This window comes from Algoriphagus aquimarinus (assembly GCF_007997215.1).
Taxonomy (GTDB): Bacteria; Bacteroidota; Bacteroidia; order Cytophagales; family Cyclobacteriaceae; genus Algoriphagus; species Algoriphagus aquimarinus_A.
Genome location: NZ_VORW01000001.1, coordinates 598,165 through 616,187 on the forward strand (window position 1 = coordinate 598,165; position 18,023 = coordinate 616,187).

An 18,023-nucleotide genomic window follows, 5' to 3' on the forward strand; every position below is an offset into this window, starting at 1 on the left:
AAATATGATTGCCACCTCTACCCTTGAAATCAGCGCTAAGGCTTATCGACAAAATATACGCTACATCCGCTCAGAAATAGGCCCAAAGCCTACAATATCTGCAGTAGTGAAAGGTAACGCTTACGGTCATGGGATTTCACAAATGGTAGAAATAGCCGAAAAAGCCGGAATCAGACATTTCAGTGCTTTCAGCTCTGATGAAGCTTGGGAAGTATGGGCAAAATCTAAGAAAGGATCTGAGATCATGATTTTAGGCATGCTCCATTTTGAAGAACTGGAAGAATTAATCCGAAAAGGAATCAGCTTCTATGTTTTTGATTTTGAAAGACTCGAAAAAGCTATTTCGATTTCTAAGGAAATAAATATTCCTGCCAAAGTCCATGTCGAGGTGGAGACTGGATTTCACAGAACTGGATTTGATTGGATTCAACGTGAGAAGCTCGCTGAAATGCTCATAGAAAATTCTAACTATATTTCTATTGAAGGCCTTTGCACGCACTATGCAGGCGCAGAGTCTGTTAGTAATTTCGTTAGAGTAAAAAATCAAATTGCCAGATACCACGAATTCAAAGACTTTTTCAACAATCAAGGCATATCGTTCAAAACGTATCACACTGCCTGCTCTGCAGCTACGCTTATTTTCCCCGAAACTATCATGGATATGGTAAGAATAGGAATAGCAGGCTATGGCTTTTGGCCTACAAAGGAGACTTTTTTCGCCAAGCTTAATTCTCTTCCAAAGGGCAATAAAAACCCACTAAGGCGTTTGATTACCTGGAAAAGCACCGTTATGAGTCTGAAGGCTGTGAAAACCGGAGAGTTTGTAGGCTACGGAAATAGCTACATGGCCTTGGAAAATATCCGTCTTGCGATAGTTCCAGTAGGCTATGGACACGGATACAGTAGATTATTGAGTAATCAAGGTATGGTTCTTATTAAGGGAAATTATTGTCAGGTAGTAGGAACAGTTACCATGAATGCCATCGCCGTGAATGTGAGTAAGATCAAAGATCTTAAAATCGGTGATGAGGTAATTCTCATAGGAAAGCAGGGTGGAAAAGAAATCACAGTAGCCTCTTTTTCCGAATCCACTCAAATGGTGAATTATGAAATGCTGACTCGGCTTCCGAAAGACATTCCAAGGAAAATCATTCCTTAATAGAAAATCACCGTCTTGTTTTTGATCGGCATCACCTTGCGGTCTACGTGATATTTGATGGCTTTGGAAAGCACTACTTTTTCCACATCTTGCCCAATTTGGACTAATTCTGAAACGGTATTGTGATGCCTCACCCGCGCTACTTCCTGCTCGATGATTGGTCCTGCATCCAATTCTTCGGTGACGTAATGAGCAGTCGCGCCTATGATTTTCACACCTCTTTCGTAAGCGGCATGGTAAGGTCTAGCTCCTACAAAAGCCGGTAAAAATGAGTGGTGGATATTAATGATGCGGTTCGGGAAATGCTGTATAAACTCGGCAGATAAAATCTGCATGTAGCGCCCTAACACAACAAAATCAATTTGATTTGCTTTCATCAACTCCAGTTGATTAGCCTCAGCTGAGGCTTTAGTCTCCGCTGTGATGGGAATGTAATGAAAAGGAATCCCAAATGCCTCCACAATTTCCTTCAGACTCTGATGATTGGAGACCACAACAGGAATATCAACATCTAGCTGTCCCGCATGATGTCTTCCCAAAATATCAAACAAACAATGGGAAAGCTTGCTGACGAAAATCGCCATTCTAGGTTTGGGGAAATTGAAATGAAGCTTAAAATCCATCTTGAATCGCTCTCCAACTTCTTCCCTAAAGCGGGCAGCAATTTCATCTTTCTCCAAAGAAAAAGAATCCAACTCCCAAGCCGCTCTCATGAAAAACATACCCATTTCCTCATCTACGTGCTGATCCACTTCCAGAATGTTGCCTTCATATGCATAAAGAAATCTGGAAACTTCGGCTACTATCCCCTTTTGATCGGGGCACTGAATGATGAGTATGGCTTTTTTCATTTTTCAATAATTTGGTTACCGATAAAAGATTAAAGTGGCTTTATTTTTAGGAACGATTTGTGTAAAATGTGTTTTAGTGCATTTTTACATCGTGTAATATTTTATGTTTATTCTTTATTCCGTCAAATTGAATCTAATTGGTATTACCATTTGAGTTGGTACAATTTCGTTGTTACAGGAACCTGGTATCCAGTTAGGCATCGCGTTAACCAAATCCAATGCTGCTTTATCTGCCTTTTTCGTAATTCCTTTAAATATTTTTTTATTCGATAATTGGCCATCCGGTTCGACTATAAACGAAATAAAAACGGAACCTTCTATGCACTCTTTTTCTGGGTACATAAGATTTCCTTTTATATAGGTCACCATAGATTCTTTACCATCAGGAAAAGTCGGCATTTTGTCAACAATGATATAAATACTCCTTTTAAGTGTCGAATCAAACTTGGATTCACATTTGTCAGAATTCTGTGCAACCGATACAGAAAATGCACTTAAAATCAAGAGTGATAATATTAATATTTGTTTCATTTTCAGCAATTGACATACAACACATGTATTGACCTGACTTCGGTCTTCCAGCTCTTAAGAATTCCAGATCTCCCACGAAGCCTCAGCCTGTAGAATTAGCATTTCGTGGCCATTTTTCGCTTTGCCTCCAGCATCCAAACAAGCTTTCATCAGCGTAGTCACCGGAGGATTATAGACCAAATCATATACAAAATGAACAGAAGTAAACTGCTCCAAAGGAATAGCAGGCATACCTTCCTCATTTGGGAAAGTGCCAAGTGGAGTAGTATTGATAATCAAGTGATGATTCTTCATGATCTCAGGGTCTGAAGCCAGATCATCGTAAGTTATTTGATCCTCATCTTCTGAGCGGGATACATTCAGAAAATCAATATCCAAATCTATCAATGCCTGTTTGATTGCTTTCGAAGCTCCGCCTGTTCCCAAAATCAAGGCCTTGAGTTTAACTCCACCAAGCCAAGGAGAAAGCGAATTTTTAAACCCAATGTAATCTGTATTGTAACCTGTGCGAATTCCATCCTGGATATGAATGCAGTTTACTGCGCCGATTTCTTCGCAAGCCTCTTCTAGATCATCCATCAGCGCTATCACATCTTCCTTGTATGGTATGGTGACATTGATTCCTTCTATATCTGGATCATCACTAAGAATCTCCTCCAGGTCAAATGCATTAGGGATATCAAACAATTCATAGGAACAGCCCTCTATTCCTTCCTTTTCAAACTTCTCTTCGAAATATTTCTTAGAAAATGAATGTGTAAGTGGATGTCCAATCAGTCCAAATTTCCTCATGATTTCTTTAAGTATGCCGCTAGGCGATCAATCCCAAATACCAAAATAATTCCAAACAAAAATGCGACAACAGCCACCATTAATTTTGGCTCAAAACCTGTCTGCTCTAAATATTCACCGGGAAATAAATTCTTCGTCAGAAATGGCTTCTCTTCTCCACTAGATGAAGTACGGTAAGCTGTGACGAGTTTCCAAGGCCAAAGTTTATTGATTGATCCAAGCATAAAGCCCGAAAGTATACCAATGGTAATAGCATAAAAGCGCTTTAACAACCAGGAAATAACCCGGCTGAAAGATAGAAGTCCGACAATGCATCCTAAAGCAAAAATACCCAACGTAGCAAAATCACGCTCCGAAACAGCGTTTATAACAGGCTCGTATTTTCCCAAAATCAGCAAAATAAAACTCCCGCTAATTCCAGGTAGAATCATCGCGCAAATAGCAATAGCACCAGCTACAAAAGTAAACCAAAGTGCATCTGGGCTACTTGTAGGTGGTAACTCCGTGATGAAATATGCTGAAACTGTACCGATGATCAGAGCGATAATTACTCCCAAATTCCATTCTTTAATATCCTTCAGAATAAGAAAAGCGCTAATCAAGATCAATCCGCAGAAAAATGACCAAAGTGGAATGGGATGCTCAGCCATCAAATAGGTGATCAGCTTCGAAAGCGAGAAAATACTCGTCATTATCCCGAGAAATAGACTAAGTAGAAAAGCTCCATTCACAGCTGTAAAGAATGCTTTGAACTCAAACTTGAGCAACAACTTCAGACTATCCCCATTGAAGGAATTAATACTACGAAGCAACTCCTCGTAGATCCCAGTAATCAGGGCAATCGAACCACCAGATACTCCTGGTACAATGTCTGCCGCTCCCATACCCATACCTTTTAGGTAGGTGAGCACATATTTTCTGATAAAATCCATGGTCAAAAATAAAGGCTGATCGGAATATTCCAATCAGCCTGTAATGAGTTGAGTTGTATTACAATTTGATTTCTCCCAAGAAGTGATCAAACGTATCTCCTCTCAATCCCAATCGAATTGTTTCCAGAGGAATGATTTCGGAAGGACTGATATTTCCAAGGTTCACATTTGCGCCAATCAGCTTGATAAACCAAACCTGTTGAGATTTGATTGGAGCTTCCCAGATAATTCTTTCTTCAGGGATCTGAGTCAGAATTTCTTCCACTAGACCTTGCCTTACTTCTCCTGAATCTCTAAAAAGACCAACGTTACCGCCTTCTCTAGCTTCTCCGATTACTTTCCAAGCACCCGCGTCCAATTCTTTCTGCATCTGCTCGATCCACTTATATGGAGGGATAATTTTTGCAGCATCCTTGGATCCAACTTCAGAAAGCACGGTAACTTGCTTGGCTAGCGTAGTGATGTATTCACACTTCCTGTCGTGATTTAGAGAAATAGATCCATCTGATACCTCAGCGAAAGTAAGATCATATTTATCCAATACTTTTCTGTAATCGTCAAATTGACCTCTTACGATAAATGCTTCGAAAAGTGTCCCTCCTAGGTAAACTGGAATTCCAGCTTCCTTGTAGATGGCTAGCTTTTCTGTAAGGTTTTTGGTCACATAAGAAGTGGCCCAACCAAGCTTCACGATATCTACAAAATCGGAACAACTTTCAACAAAATCTTCGGTGGCTCTTAGGCTTAGGCCTTTGTCCATGGCCATGGTAAATCCTTTGGTTCGTGGCTTCTCAGTCCGAACGGGGATATTATTCAGCTCATAATTCATTAGCGAGGTTTTAATGTTAAGATTCGAGATTTTGCTCTCGATATTGGGCAATAATCTTGTATAAGGCTTTCTGCTGTTTAAGCTCTGGCATCAAATCATACATGATGCTATGCTTTTCAAAGTCCAAAGTTAACCCATTTTCCAAAAATGAAAACGCCTCTTTGTAATTGCCCATTTTGATTAGGTAAACTACCAGGCGATAATAAAGCTCTGCTTCCTCTGGCATCTCCTCAATTGCTTCACGAGTTACATCAATTGCTTCTTCGAAACGATTTTGCTCGAAGTATATAAGTGCCAGATTTACATAGGTTTCCAAAATACCTGGCTCCAAATTGATAGCTTCCTCATACGCTTCAGAACTAGCCTGCATGTTGCCCAAATTAAATTCAGCATCTGCAAGACCTACCCAATAATTAGAATTTTCTTTTGTAAGATTTAACGCTTTCTTGAAATAATGTATGGCTTCGAAGAATTTTTCCTTCTTCAGCATGCACATTCCTAGCCCAAACCAAGCGTCATCGTACTCCTCATCAAATTTGGCAGACTTCTTAAAATATTTGAATGCTTCATCTATTTTTTCAAGTTTCTCATAGGCAGCTCCCATGTAGCAGCAATTCTCCGCATTTGCACCTTCACAATTTATTGTATTCTGATAGGCTTCCAACGCAAGTTCATACTGCTGGGTATTCATTAAAGCATTACCCAGATTGAAATAGGCAGAGGCAAACGCATCATCAATCAAAATGGCATAATCATACGCCTTGATCGCATCCTCAAATCTACCTAGACGATTATAAACTACTCCTAGATTATACCAAGCGCCCGCACTGTAAGGATCCTGATCAATGAATTCCTGGTAGAAATCCAGAATTTCATCAAAAGAGCCTTCTTCCTCAGTAATCATCGCCAACTGGAAAAGTGCATCTTCGTGATTGATGCGACTCTTTACAGCTTCTTTGAAATAGTAGCTTGCTTTTTCATTGTTGTTTTGGACGCGGTACAGATTCCCTAAGGAATAGTATACCTCGGCCTTGTCTTCCGCTAATGGCAGGAAATTCTCCAACAACTCAATGCCATCCTGCGGTGTGCCTCCCAAAATATGGGCATTAGCCAAAGCAAGAATGATTTCCTCGTTGTTTGGAGATATATTATTTATGTTTTCCAATATGCCCAGTCCTTCTTCCAATTCATCATTGAATATCAGGCATTGCGCTTGGAGGAGCTTAATTTCTACAGAGAATGGAAATCGTTCCAACGAAAACTCAGCAGCACGAAGTGCCTTGAGAAACTTCTGTTGATCAAAGTAAAATCGGATGATATCTTCCAATTCTTCCTCTTCGAAATAAAGGTCCAGATTGGCTTGAAGGGAATTTTCAAATCGCTCTACCAGCTTCTTGTCATTTTCCCAATCATGATCGTGATCTCCAGTCATTAGGATGTGTTATGGTTTATTTAAGTTACCAATTAATTTGGTCTCTCAAAATCTCGATTTGTTAATTTTCATTCTACTCTTTCAGCGAAATTATGTCCTCTCACTTTAAAGCTTTTGGTAGAAACGATAGGGATCAAAAATAAGTTTACTTTGACCAGTTAAAGGTGTCTTCCAAGCTATGATAGTCATTATTAAGCAGCTTATTCACTTTAGTATTATCGAAAAATAGTTTTTGCTGTGAAATCATTGCTGTTTTCTTATTCAGCGGACTTTTACTCAATCCTATTTTTCTAAATATAGTATTGAAAAACACTGCAATTTTCAGCATGAAAGGACTTACTGCTTTAGAGGGTGCCTTTTTGCCAAACACGGCAGCCATTTTCTCAAAGAATTCTTTGTACGAAATCTGCTCATTATTTAAAATGAATCGCTCGCCCCAAACTTCTTTTTGCACTAATTCTCTTACTTGCCTGGCCGCGTCCCGTACATCGATGTAGTTCAAGTCTCCCTGAGGGTAATAAGAATTCTCTTCCAGCACATACTGGTAAATGTCTGAAGAACTGCGATTATCACTGACTTTACCTAATAAAATGGAAGGGTTCACTACGATCAAATCCAAACCTTCTTGCTCTCCACGCCACACTTCTAATTCCGCTAAATATTTAGATATACCGTAGTCTGTGTTGAGGGGAGATTCGACCCATTTAAATTTTTCGTCAATTTTGGTCAACTCAGGGCTCCTTCCGATCGCAGCGACGGAACTGATATGTACAAGCTTTTTCACTCCAGAATTAAGCATGGCATTGACCAGATTTATAGTACCATCCACATTACTACTATGCAAACTCTCTTCGTCATTTGCATCAAAAGAGACTTTGCCCGCGGCATGTACTGCTATATCCATTCCTTCGAGCGCCGACTCAATAGATTCAATATCAGAAAGCTCTCCTTCATGCCAGCAAATCGGGAAATTAATTTCTTCGAGCAATCTCAGTGATGAACTTGACCTACGAAAACCATGAATCTCACCAAGCGCAGCAAACTCTTTAGCCAAATAGCTTCCAAATAATCCTGTAATACCTGTAATAAGAATTTTCATGGACCAACCCGCAAATCAAAGAGTGGAATTTAGCACATCAAGTTGCTTGATTTTGCTGTATAATTTTGACTTTGGTAGAGTCTCCATCATATCCAGATAGCGTGGGTTGTGGCAGTCGGTACCAAAAAATTTCACTAACCCCATTTCTATCAGCATCTCACCAAAATCTTTTACAGGCTTGGAATAAAAACCAGTAAGTGATAGCAAGTTAATTTGAAAGAGGATTTGCCTGTCTGTCAGATCCTGAAGAAATCCCTTGTCGCCAATTAAGTACTGATAACGTTCTGGATGCGCGAGAATAGGCTTATAACCTGCCATTTCAAGTTGAAAGATAATCTCCAAAAGCATTTGAGGCTTATTGATAAAGCCCGTTTCTACTAAGATGTAATTGTCACCGAACGTAAGAACTTCCTCTCCATTTTTGATTTTCTCAAGGAAAATCTCGTCCATATAATATTCAGCAGCAGCTTCTATCTCAATGGAAATGCCTTCTTTTTTAACCGCTCTCCTTAGATCCTCCAGGCCCATATTTACGATTTCAGGCGTGTTGCGATAATACTCAGACATTATATGTGGAGTAGTGATGATTTTGCGCAAGCCATAATCAGACAACCGCTTAATCAAATGGAGAGATTCCTCCATACTTTTAGATCCATCATCGATACCGGGTATCAAATGCGAATGCATATCAACCTCCAACCAACTTAGGTCAAGGTTCTCATATACCTCCGGTTGTTTCTTAAACAGATCTAAAAATCCCATTACAATCCTCCTTCACTAATTTTAAATTCTTCTAACGTAGGCCATTCGGCATCTTTCTCAGAAGTAATCGGCTCATCAATCTGCCAGTCTATATTTAATGCTGGATCATTCCAAAGAATCCCCCCTTCACTTTCTTTGTTGTAATAATTGGAGCACTTATATGCGAAGATCGAATCTTCCAATACTGAAAATCCATGCGCAAAACCTGTGGGCACATACATCAGGTTATTCCTGCTTGAATCCAGAATGGCAGAATATTTCTCTCCAAAGGTGGAAGAGCCTTTCCTCAAATCCACGATTACGTCAAGAACTTTCCCCTGAATCACTCGTACCAATTTTGCCTGGGCAAACTCGCCTTTCTGAAAATGAAGACCTCGCACTGTTCCTTTCTGAGAGTAACTCTGATTATCTTGAACCCAGTCATGATCCACTCCTTCAGAGTGCAACCAATCTGCTCGGTACGACTCAAAGAAATAACCTCTCTGGTCCTCAAAAATCCTTGGAAATATCTCTAAAACACCTGTTAAGGTGGCTTTTTTTACTTGGGCCATTGGGATGTATTAGTTTCTGCTTTAAAAGGCAAAATAACCACCAGTCAAATCACTATCCTAATCAATTCTAAGGAAATATGTCGAACTTTACAGGAATCTAACATGCCAATTTAAAAAAATTGCCTCAATTGGCCATTTCTAAGCAATTAGGAAACTATAATTTAGCGTTTCGCATTGTTTCGATATAGCAATTAATTTATGAGTAAACATTCCCGCAAACTTCAAAAACTTCACGAAACAGGTGGCAAAGAAGAAACTGCCATCTTAGTAAGTGTGGTTCGTCAATATCAAACCGAGCAACAAACGGAGGAATATCTTGATGAATTGGCATTCCTGACAGAAACTCTCGGTGCAAAGACAGTTCATCGCTTTACCCAGAAAATGGAAAAACCAGATATCAAGACCTTTGTAGGCTCTGGAAAACTTGAAGAGATTCAAGCATATATCAAGCATTTCGAAGTAGATATGGTCATTTTTGATGATGACCTCTCACCTTCTCAGATGAGAAACTTAGAGAATGAATTGAAGGTCACGATCTACGATAGGTCACTTCTGATTCTGGATATTTTCTTAAAGAGAGCACAAACTGCCCAAGCTAAAACGCAGGTAGAACTTGCCCGCTTCCAATATCTACTCCCTCGATTGACAAATCTCTGGACTCACTTGGAGCGACAGCGAGGAGGTACAACTACTCGTGGCGGATCAGGTGAAAAGGAAATCGAAACTGATAAGCGAGATATCAGAAATCGAATCACTCTGCTGAAAGAGAAACTTCGTGAAATAGAAAAACAAGGAGAAACGCAGCGTAAAGGCCGAAAAGGAATCGTTCGAGTAGCCGTAGTGGGTTATACCAATGTGGGTAAAAGCACCTTGATGAATCTAATTACCAAGACAAATATTCTGGCTGAGAATAAACTCTTTGCCACGGTGGACTCCACCGTACGCAAGATGGTACTAGAAAATATCCCTTTCCTACTCTCCGATACTGTCGGATTTATCCGAAAACTTCCTACTCACCTCATTGCTGCTTTTAAATCTACCTTGGATGAAATCCGTGAAGCTGATTTACTTGTACACGTGGTTGATATTTCTCATCCGCATTTCGAAGATCATATCGCAGTAGTCACTGAGACATTAAATGAGATCAAGGCCGGTGATAAACCTATACTACTTGTCTTCAATAAAATCGATCTGGTGGAGACCATGCCTAGCGTGGAAGAAAGCATGAAAATGACTGAATTGGAATTAGAGGAAGCAGATTTCCACGATTTCGATGCTTTGGCGGAGGCTTATGGAAAAAAAACAGGGATTCCACCAGTATTCATGGCTGCTGCTAGCGGACAGAATGTTGAAGGTTTTCGACAAGCATTAATCACAGAAGTGAAAAAACAGCACCGAAAAATCTATCCTCATTACTTAGAAGACGAAACATTCACAATTGATGAATAGGAAATAGAAAAGACTATCATCACAGTGATAGTCTTTTTATTGTATGTGTACTTCAGTATACTTTTTATGAAATTTTGTTTACTCAGATACAATTTTTTGGCCTTAAATTTCTGCTAACCTTAGCATTATGAATACGGATTTCTCACAGTATGACATTTTTTTTGAATTAACTCCAGACTTAGTCTGCATAGCTGGTTTTGACGGATATTTCAAAAAAATAAACCCTGCGGTCAAGGAAGTTTTAGGTTATTCTTATGATGAATTGTATTCCAACCCAATCCATCATTTTATCTATCATGAAGACAAAGAAACTACTGCTCGAGAGAGGTCAGAATTACTTAAGTCTACCCCTCTAGTAAATTTCGAAAATAGATATTTAACTAAGTCAGGTGAAATAATCTGGCTGTCTTGGACTTCCCAACCTGTACAGGAAGAGCAAATAATTTTTGCTATAGCTAGAGACATCACACACAAAAAAGAACTTGAGACAGATAGAAATACCCTATTAACCAACCTTACGGAAATAAATAAAGATCTGCGGCATATAGGGCATATGACTTCACACGATCTAAGATCTCCGGTGAACAACCTCTTGTCTATTTATGAATTAATAGATTATTCAAAGATTACGGATAAAGAGACATTAGAGCTTTTGGAGCTTTTTAAAATGAGCTGCGAGGATTTACGGGAAAAACTTAATGTTTATTCTAAGGAACTCCGAGAAAAACAATCCCTATTCATCCCTGTTCAAGAAATTGACCTGAAGAAAGTGATACGAAATGTGTCAAAATCAATCAGTACACTTCTCAAAAACTCTGGCGCAACTGTAATAGGCAACTTTACAGAATTACCAAAAATCACTTCCAATGCCACCTATCTTGAGAGTGTATTTCTTAATCTAACTACCAATTCTATAAAGTATAGGAAAGTAGGAGTCAAACCAATCATTACGATTACCTCAACACGAGTTGAAGACAAAGTCCATCTGATCTTTTCAGACAATGGGCTGGGCTTTGATTTGGAAAAAGTTAAGGATAAACTTTTTGGGTTTCAGCAGACCTTCCATACCAATGAAGACAGTCGAGGTATTGGCCTTTATTTGGTATACAACCACATACAAAGCCTTGGGGGAACAATAGAAGTTGAGAGTAAGGTTGGTGAAGGAACCACTTTTAGAATAATTCTGAATTATTAAGATTTACAATGAAAATTATAGACTGCTTCAAATTTTTATGAAATCCTTAGACATAGCAGGACAGCTTTACCAATAATAATATTTTGTTTGGTGCGATTAAGCAAAAATCCACAACTTAGCATTAATGAATAAATCGATATATCTTTTTTTTACAGCCTCGCTACTTATTTTCTCCTGCTCTCAGAAAAATCAATATGGAAGTGATATTAGTACTGATTCGGAGCAAATTGAAGCTGGAAAGGTACTTTTTGAAAACAACTGCAGCAGCTGCCACAACTTCCAGCAAAATGGCATTGGCCCAAACCTGAGCGGAATCACACATAGTGTGGAAACTGAATGGGTCAGAAACTTCATTAAAGACCCAGCCAAAGTAATTGATGCTAATGATCCCCGAGCGGCTTCACTTTTCGAAGTATATAACACGTATATGCCTGCCTTTTCTGGATTGAAAGAAGAAGACCTCAATAATATATTAGCCTATCTCCATACCTATAAAACATTGCCTGACACAGTACCTCAGATAGGCTTAGAGAATCCAATACCCGATAGTATCCCAGATTCGGGGATCAGGCTGGAATTAGAATTTTATACGCAGATTCCCGCATCAAACCCAGAACCTCCACTAGCCAAAATCACTAAGCTCGAGTCAGAATCAGTATCCGGGCGAACTTTTGTAAGTGATCAGCATGGCACGCTATACGAACTAAAAGATGGGAAGTATTCGGTCTATTTACCATTAAAAGAACTTCGTACAAAATTGGTTTCCAAGCCAGGATTGGCCACAGGGTTTGGGAGCTATGCTTTTCATCCCGAATTCACAACCAATGGCCTTTTATATACTTCGCATACTGAACCTGCGGGAACTATGCCAGCTGATTTTACCTATGCCGATAGCATCAATGTAAAAATGCAATGGGTGCTAACCGAGTGGAAAACTAATAATCCTGATGCTCCTACCTTCATTGGAGAAGGACGGGAATTCATGCGTATAAATGTGGTGACTGTGATTCATGGCGTACAGGAACTAGCTTTTAATCCTAATTCCAAATCAGGAAGTGAGGATTATGGGTTTCTATATGTTGGAATTGGAGATGGTGGAGCTGCCGAAAGTGGATTTGCTTTTATTCCAGATCACCATGGATCAAAAGTTTGGAGCAGTATCATGCGAATAAATCCGGCAGGCAGGAATAGCACAAATGGAAAATATGGGATTCCTGATAGCAATCCTTTTGCAGGACAGGATGGAAAAGCGGGAGAAGTCTATGCCTATGGATTCCGCAATCCTAATCGGATATTCTGGGATACAAAAGGAAGGATGTTTGCTACTGAAATTGGCCATCACAATGTAGAAGAACTGAACCTAATCGAACCTGGAAACTTCTATGGCTGGCCTATAAGAGAAGGTACTTTTATTATTAATCCATACGCGGATATGCATAGTGTGTTTCCAATCACTGATCAGGATAAAAATCTACCTTCAACCTATCCAATTATTCAAATTGATCATGATGAGATAGCTGCCATTATCGGCGGGTACTTCATGCCTTCAGGTCCGCTCAAAGACAAATGGGTATTTGGAAATATTCCTAATGGTAGGCTACTTTTCGCAGATCTCAGTGACCTAAATAACGTAACATTCGCAAGCTGGGGAATAACCTATGAGGGTAAAGAAATGAGCCTAGAGGAACTTTGTGGAAGTAAGCGTGTGGATCTAAAATTTGGGCAAGATAAAACTGGACAAGCTTATCTGATGACCAAGGCAGACGGGAAAATTTATAAGATAAAAGACTAGAAATATCTGTTCAAAAAATCATGACTTGGAGTAGTTTGGTTTTTGAAACGAATTAGTAAATTGATATGCTATGTTTGAGTATACCAATCAATTATCCATGGATATTATTTTTTTCGGAAAGAAAATATCCCGCGAGCTATTGATAGCTAACCCTTGGCATTGTCTAACTGAAACCAGAAAGATTGACGCTTATTACAGCTTCTTCGAAGATGGAACTTCTGTCAAGAGTGAAAATGGTGAGGAACTTGAATTGGATTGGAGACTAACTCCTGAAGGAATTCTAGAATTCATCGATGACATTGATCCTCCGCTTCGATTTGAAGTGAAGTGTTTAGGAAATCAAATGATTGTATTCAAATACCCTGGCGACAACATGACTGGTTTGGTCCTGTTCACAGAGGAAAAGGCAAAAGAAGTACTTATCCCATTTTTGAACTAGTTCCCCGAAATATTCATCGAGCCTACGTAATAATCTTTATCCACAGTGATTTTTGCATTTTTCTGCGAAACATCAACTGGCTGCCAACGCTGAGTAGGCTTTAAGTTCATTTCCTCCCCATCCACATAGATCTTCACTGGCATATCGAAGCCATCGACTACATTTTCCCAACGGTAAAATAACTCGCCCTCTTCCAGATAATAACTGAAAATTGGAATTCTAATATCCCTTAAGTATTGATTAAAAACTGACGTAAGATTGATGCCTGCTTTTTGACTGATGTAGTTTTCGATCTGGCGGGTGGAAACAGTTTTGTGATAAAACTCAGCGTTTAGGCCTCTCAAGATTGCTCTCCACTTCTCATCGTCATTTACAACCTGCCGAATGGTATGTAGCATATTGGCTCCCTTGTAATACATATCGCCAGAGCCTTCTGAGTTTACATTATAAGTGCCAATGATCGGACTGTCATTATTGATGGCCATTCTGGTTCCAAGCACATATTCTTCGCTTGCCTCTTTTCCATAGAAATAATCCAGAAAAAGATTCTCAGAATAGGCAGTAAAACTCTCATGAACCCACATATCGGCGATATCACGATAGGTAATATTATTCGCAAACCACTCATGTCCTGACTCGTGGATGATGATAAAATCAAACTTCAACCCCCAGCCTGTTCCGCTCAGATCACGACCCAGATAGCCATTTGCGAAAGCATTGCCATAGGTCACCGAACTCTGATGTTCCATGCCCAAGTAAGGTGCTTCTACCAATTTGTAACTGTCTTCATAGAATGGATAAGGCCCAAACCAATGTTCAAAGGCTTCCATCATTCGAGGCGCATCGGCAAATTGCTTTTTAGCTTTCTTCAAGTTCTCCCGAAGCACATAATAATCCATGTCGAGTTCGCCTTTTTCACCTGCATATTTCTCTCCAAAATGGACATAATCGCCCACGTTGATATTGATCCCGTAGTTATTGATTGGGTTTTTCACTTCCCAATGATAGGTTTTGGTTTTGGCAACTTTGTCATGATCCGTTCCAATCAATCGCCCGTTGGAAACATCCATGAGATTTTCCGGAACAGTCACGCTGATCAAAACGCCCTGATCTGGTTCATCATACATGTGATCCTTATTCGGCCACCAGATGCTAGCACCTAATCCCTGATTGGAATTTGCGATAAAAGGAAGGCCATTGCTGTCCTTCTTCCAAGTCAAACCACCATCCCAAGGAGGACGAACTGCCTCCACAGGTGTTCCTGAAAAAGTCAGAACCACTTCCTTTTCCTCACCCACTTTTTGCGAAGCTTTCAACGTAATAAAATGTGCATTTCCCTCATGCTCAATTTCTAATTCGGTTCCGTCCTGCGCCGCTTTGGTGAGTTGCATCGGAGCTTGCAAATCGATTTGCATGCGCTTTGCATCTTCCAGCACTTTGTATCGTACGGTGTTTTTACCCGAAAGCGACTTGGTTTCTGGGTCTACGGTTACTTCCAAATGATAATATTGCAAATCCCACCAGGCTCGCTCAGGAGTGATCGTGCCACGAAGGGTATCCTGACGAGTGAATTCCTCTCCATGAGGAAACATCTGTGCTTGAGCACTAAGGCATAAGAGTAGGGAAAAACTAAGGAGTATAAATCTCATGGCTAAGTCAAAATTTGGGATTTGAACTTACAAGATACTTGGAACGATCAATTGGAAAGCCATAAATTTCCACGAAAGGACTTAATTTTAGTGAAATGAAGCTTGGTAACACTAAGCAAAGTGAAACAGAAGTCGACCCAATTACTATGAGCACGATCAATTATAACAATCGTAAATTCCGCGCAGTACAAAATACAGAAAATGGAGAGACTTCTGCTGAGACGGTTTTCATCTATCACCAAGAAGGCAATATTCTATCTGCCGAATACGCTGGTGGAAAAATCGTCAAAGGACATCTGATCGGTTTAGTGGATGAAGATGGCAACATCAGTATGCGCTATCATCAGGTAAATTCAGCTGGTGAACTCATGACCGGGATTTGCCAATCCAAACCAGAAATCCTCGAAAATGGTAAAATCCGTCTTCATGAAAACTGGGAATGGACCTCTGGCGATCGATCTAGAGGCGAGTCTGTTATTGAAGAGATTTGATTGAAAGTTGGATGAGGGATGCCGGGTGACCGATGCACCTAGCCACTAAAGTTAAATTGCTTCATATGCGATAACCTGCCTGTACACTACCGTTATATTAAGCTTTGAAAAAAATCTCAACAAACACTAAATTTGACTAACATATATTTTAGCTAACCGACTCAAAAAAAACCTACTTTGTACTTGAGACTTTTTACTTTGTACTTCCCCTTACATCCTTATCCTCCACTCCTTCGGGTAATAGTTGTTCACTCTATTACCTAGATTTTTAATCCAGCCGAGTGAAAGGTTTTTATAAACAATCAAAACCCAACCTTTCTGTAAATCAGGTATCAAGAACTCATTTTTACGCAAAAATTCGATGGCTTCGGCTTCTGAAAGTTCATGTGTAGGGAAGTTCTTTTTAGGCAAAATTGACAGTGCCCACTCATGATTGGGAATCCAGTCTTTTTTCTGCTTCTTCCCAATTTCTACCCCGAAATACTTCAAACTCAGATGATGAGATATCTTCTGAAAATGTAAATTCCAGTCTTTTGAAATCCTGAAAAAAGAATCATTCAGCGTATAGTATTTCCCCGTACCATCGAACCCTAACTCTTCATCTAAATCGCTTGATTCCCGATTAAAAACTTCTTTCAAATAGGGATGCTTAAAATCTTTTATTCGCTTAGGCTCTTGGATGTAAGCATCACCTGATCTCTTCCAAACTGTAATAAAAAACCCTTCTCCCTCTACTAAATGTGGGAAAAAGCGATAACCATAAAAAGTTTTTCCATCAGATTCTACCTCAGTTTCTTTAATATTCCAACTAGCTTCCAACGGAATTCGAACTGGCTCATAAGAAAATTCTTCCGTCAAAAACCGGATCATATCTTCATTTTCCTGCTCATTGAACGTGCAGGTGCTGTAGACCAAATACCCATCTGCTTTCACCAAAGCGCCAGCCTGATCCATGATTCGTTTTTGCCGGGCAGAGCAAAGCTGCACATTGTCAATGGACCATTCTTCCCTAGCCTGAGGATCCTTTCGAAACATTCCTTCTCCTGAACATGGAGCATCTACCAGAACCAAGTCAAAAAACCCTTCCAAAGGGGCAAAGTGCTCAGGATCATTATTGGTAACTACCGCATTTCCCAAACCCCACTTGATGATGTTTTCCTTCAAAATCTGAGCTCTGGGCTGTATTACTTCATTGGCGACCAACATTCCATCATTTCCTAAATAAGCAGAAAGCAAAGTTGATTTTCCTCCTGGCGCGGCCGCCAAATCGAGGTAGATTCCTTTAGGAATTTCCAGTGAATTAAGGATATGCTCTATAAAAATCGATGAGGCTTCCTGCACATAATAAGCACCTGCATGAATAGCTGGATCAAGGGTAAACGAAGGTCTCTCTTCGAGAAAAAAGCCCGTTTTTGACCATGGAATGGGCGTGTTTGGCCAAGAAAGTGAAAAAGATTTGGCAGAGTTTAATCTGATCGAAGTACGTGATGGGTTATTGATAGCTTCTCTAAATTGCTCAAATTCGGCTTTACCGAGTAGCTCGAGCATCTGGAACTCGAAGTCTTTAGGAAGATTGGTTTCTGGCATGGGACAAATATAAGTCAACAGTTCAGAGTCTCGGTAATCAGTTTTAAGAAACTAGGATACTTCACCAAATCTTAGAAATTGCTAGCTTGTAGAAAATCTGAAGAATTTATGGAAATCGCTTCAAAGGTTATCATCGGACTTATTGCCGCTCTTCATCTCTATTTTTTATACTTTGAAATGTTCGCTTGGGAAACAATTGGGAGAAAAACTTTTAAATCTCTACCACCAGAGTTATTTCCTAAAACCAAAGGTCTAGCTGCCAATCAAGGACTTTATAATGGTTTTTTGGTGGCTGGATTAATTTGGTCCTTGCTGATCGAGGATCCAAAATGGTCTTTTTATGTAGCGGTGTTTTTTCTCAGCTGTGTATTGGTAGCTGGAGTCTTTGGGGCATTAACTGCAAGTAAAAAAATCTTCTGGGTACAAGGGTTACCAGCATTCATCGCATTAATACTTGTCCATTTAAAGTAGAAAATTGACGGA

At 39.7% G+C, this 18,023-nt stretch carries 18 protein-coding genes; 7 read left to right on the forward strand and 11 right to left on the reverse strand.

What is annotated here, in order from left to right; all coding sequences use genetic code 11:
• Positions 1 to 4: 4 nt before the first annotated feature.
• Positions 5 to 1,159 (forward strand): alanine racemase, encoded by a 1,155-nt coding sequence (alr, locus tag ESV85_RS02760; RefSeq protein WP_146914705.1) that lies wholly within the window; start codon positions 5 to 7, stop codon positions 1,157 to 1,159.
• Here alr and purU read toward each other — a convergent pair.
• The 9 genes from purU to rfbC all read right to left on the reverse strand — a co-directional run bounded on the left by purU (position 1,156) and on the right by rfbC (position 8,938).
• Entirely contained in the window at positions 1,156 to 2,010 is an 855-nt protein-coding gene (gene purU / locus ESV85_RS02765; protein WP_146914706.1) for a formyltetrahydrofolate deformylase, read from the reverse strand. The genes alr and purU overlap by 4 nt on opposite strands.
• 114 nt (positions 2,011 to 2,124) lie before the next feature.
• Positions 2,125 to 2,541 (reverse strand): TonB family protein, encoded by a 417-nt coding sequence (locus tag ESV85_RS02770; protein ID WP_146914707.1) that lies wholly within the window; start codon positions 2,539 to 2,541, stop codon positions 2,125 to 2,127.
• Positions 2,542 to 2,595: 54 nt separating this feature from the next.
• A complete protein-coding gene (locus ESV85_RS02775) occupies positions 2,596 to 3,333 on the reverse strand; it encodes a shikimate dehydrogenase family protein (protein WP_146914708.1) in 738 nt (245 codons plus the stop codon).
• Positions 3,330 to 4,265, reverse strand: coding sequence for a DUF368 domain-containing protein (locus ESV85_RS02780; protein WP_146914709.1), 936 nt, complete (start codon positions 4,263 to 4,265; stop codon positions 3,330 to 3,332). The genes ESV85_RS02775 and ESV85_RS02780 overlap by 4 nt, the downstream gene beginning before the upstream one ends.
• Before the next feature lie 58 nt (positions 4,266 to 4,323).
• On the reverse strand, positions 4,324 to 5,094 hold the full coding sequence (locus ESV85_RS02785) for a phosphosulfolactate synthase (protein ID WP_146914710.1): 771 nt from the start codon (positions 5,092 to 5,094) through the stop codon (positions 4,324 to 4,326).
• 16 nt (positions 5,095 to 5,110) lie between these two features.
• On the reverse strand, positions 5,111 to 6,526 hold the full coding sequence (locus tag ESV85_RS02790) for a tetratricopeptide repeat protein (protein WP_146914711.1): 1,416 nt from the start codon (positions 6,524 to 6,526) through the stop codon (positions 5,111 to 5,113).
• Positions 6,527 to 6,671: 145 nt separating this feature from the next.
• A complete protein-coding gene (locus ESV85_RS02795; RefSeq protein ID WP_146914712.1) occupies positions 6,672 to 7,625 on the reverse strand; it encodes an NAD-dependent epimerase/dehydratase family protein in 954 nt (317 codons plus the stop codon).
• Positions 7,626 to 7,640: 15 nt separating this feature from the next.
• Positions 7,641 to 8,387 carry a tyrosine-protein phosphatase gene (locus tag ESV85_RS02800; protein WP_146914713.1) on the reverse strand — a complete coding sequence of 249 codons (747 nt, stop codon included), beginning with the start codon at positions 8,385 to 8,387 and terminating at the stop codon, positions 7,641 to 7,643.
• A complete protein-coding gene (rfbC, locus tag ESV85_RS02805) occupies positions 8,387 to 8,938 on the reverse strand; it encodes a dTDP-4-dehydrorhamnose 3,5-epimerase (protein ID WP_146914714.1) in 552 nt (183 codons plus the stop codon). The genes ESV85_RS02800 and rfbC overlap by 1 nt, the downstream gene beginning before the upstream one ends.
• Before the next feature lie 198 nt (positions 8,939 to 9,136).
• On the opposite strand from rfbC, the gene hflX reads away from it, so the two are divergent.
• From hflX to ESV85_RS02825, 4 genes are all read left to right on the forward strand, one after another.
• Positions 9,137 to 10,387: a GTPase HflX gene (gene hflX, locus ESV85_RS02810; RefSeq protein ID WP_146914715.1), complete on the forward strand. Its 1,251-nt coding sequence runs from the start codon at positions 9,137 to 9,139 to the stop codon at positions 10,385 to 10,387.
• Between the two features lie 127 nt (positions 10,388 to 10,514).
• Positions 10,515 to 11,582: a PAS domain-containing sensor histidine kinase gene (locus ESV85_RS02815; protein ID WP_146914716.1), complete on the forward strand. Its 1,068-nt coding sequence runs from the start codon at positions 10,515 to 10,517 to the stop codon at positions 11,580 to 11,582.
• A 124-nt stretch (positions 11,583 to 11,706) separates the two neighbouring features.
• Entirely contained in the window at positions 11,707 to 13,374 is a 1,668-nt protein-coding gene (locus ESV85_RS02820) for a PQQ-dependent sugar dehydrogenase (RefSeq protein WP_146914717.1), read from the forward strand.
• A gap of 70 nt (positions 13,375 to 13,444) precedes the next feature.
• Positions 13,445 to 13,813, forward strand: coding sequence for a hypothetical protein (locus ESV85_RS02825; protein WP_146914718.1), 369 nt, complete (start codon positions 13,445 to 13,447; stop codon positions 13,811 to 13,813).
• On the opposite strand, the gene ESV85_RS02830 is transcribed toward ESV85_RS02825, so the two are convergent.
• Positions 13,810 to 15,462: a M1 family metallopeptidase gene (locus ESV85_RS02830; RefSeq protein ID WP_146914719.1), complete on the reverse strand. Its 1,653-nt coding sequence runs from the start codon at positions 15,460 to 15,462 to the stop codon at positions 13,810 to 13,812. The two genes, ESV85_RS02825 and ESV85_RS02830, sit on opposite strands and share 4 nt — an antisense overlap.
• 146 nt (positions 15,463 to 15,608) lie before the next feature.
• On the opposite strand from ESV85_RS02830, the gene ESV85_RS02835 reads away from it, so the two are divergent.
• Positions 15,609 to 15,953 (forward strand): n-acetylglutamate synthase, encoded by a 345-nt coding sequence (locus ESV85_RS02835; protein ID WP_146915157.1) that lies wholly within the window; start codon positions 15,609 to 15,611, stop codon positions 15,951 to 15,953.
• Between the two features lie 210 nt (positions 15,954 to 16,163).
• Here the strand turns inward: ESV85_RS02835 and ESV85_RS02840 are convergent, their stop codons facing one another.
• A complete protein-coding gene (locus ESV85_RS02840) occupies positions 16,164 to 17,540 on the reverse strand; it encodes a methyltransferase RsmF C-terminal domain-like protein (RefSeq protein WP_146914720.1) in 1,377 nt (458 codons plus the stop codon).
• 108 nt (positions 17,541 to 17,648) lie between these two features.
• Here ESV85_RS02840 and ESV85_RS02845 point away from each other — a divergent pair, with 108 nt between their 5' ends.
• A complete protein-coding gene (locus ESV85_RS02845; RefSeq protein ID WP_146914721.1) occupies positions 17,649 to 18,011 on the forward strand; it encodes a DUF1304 domain-containing protein in 363 nt (120 codons plus the stop codon).
• Positions 18,012 to 18,023 lie beyond the last annotated feature (12 nt).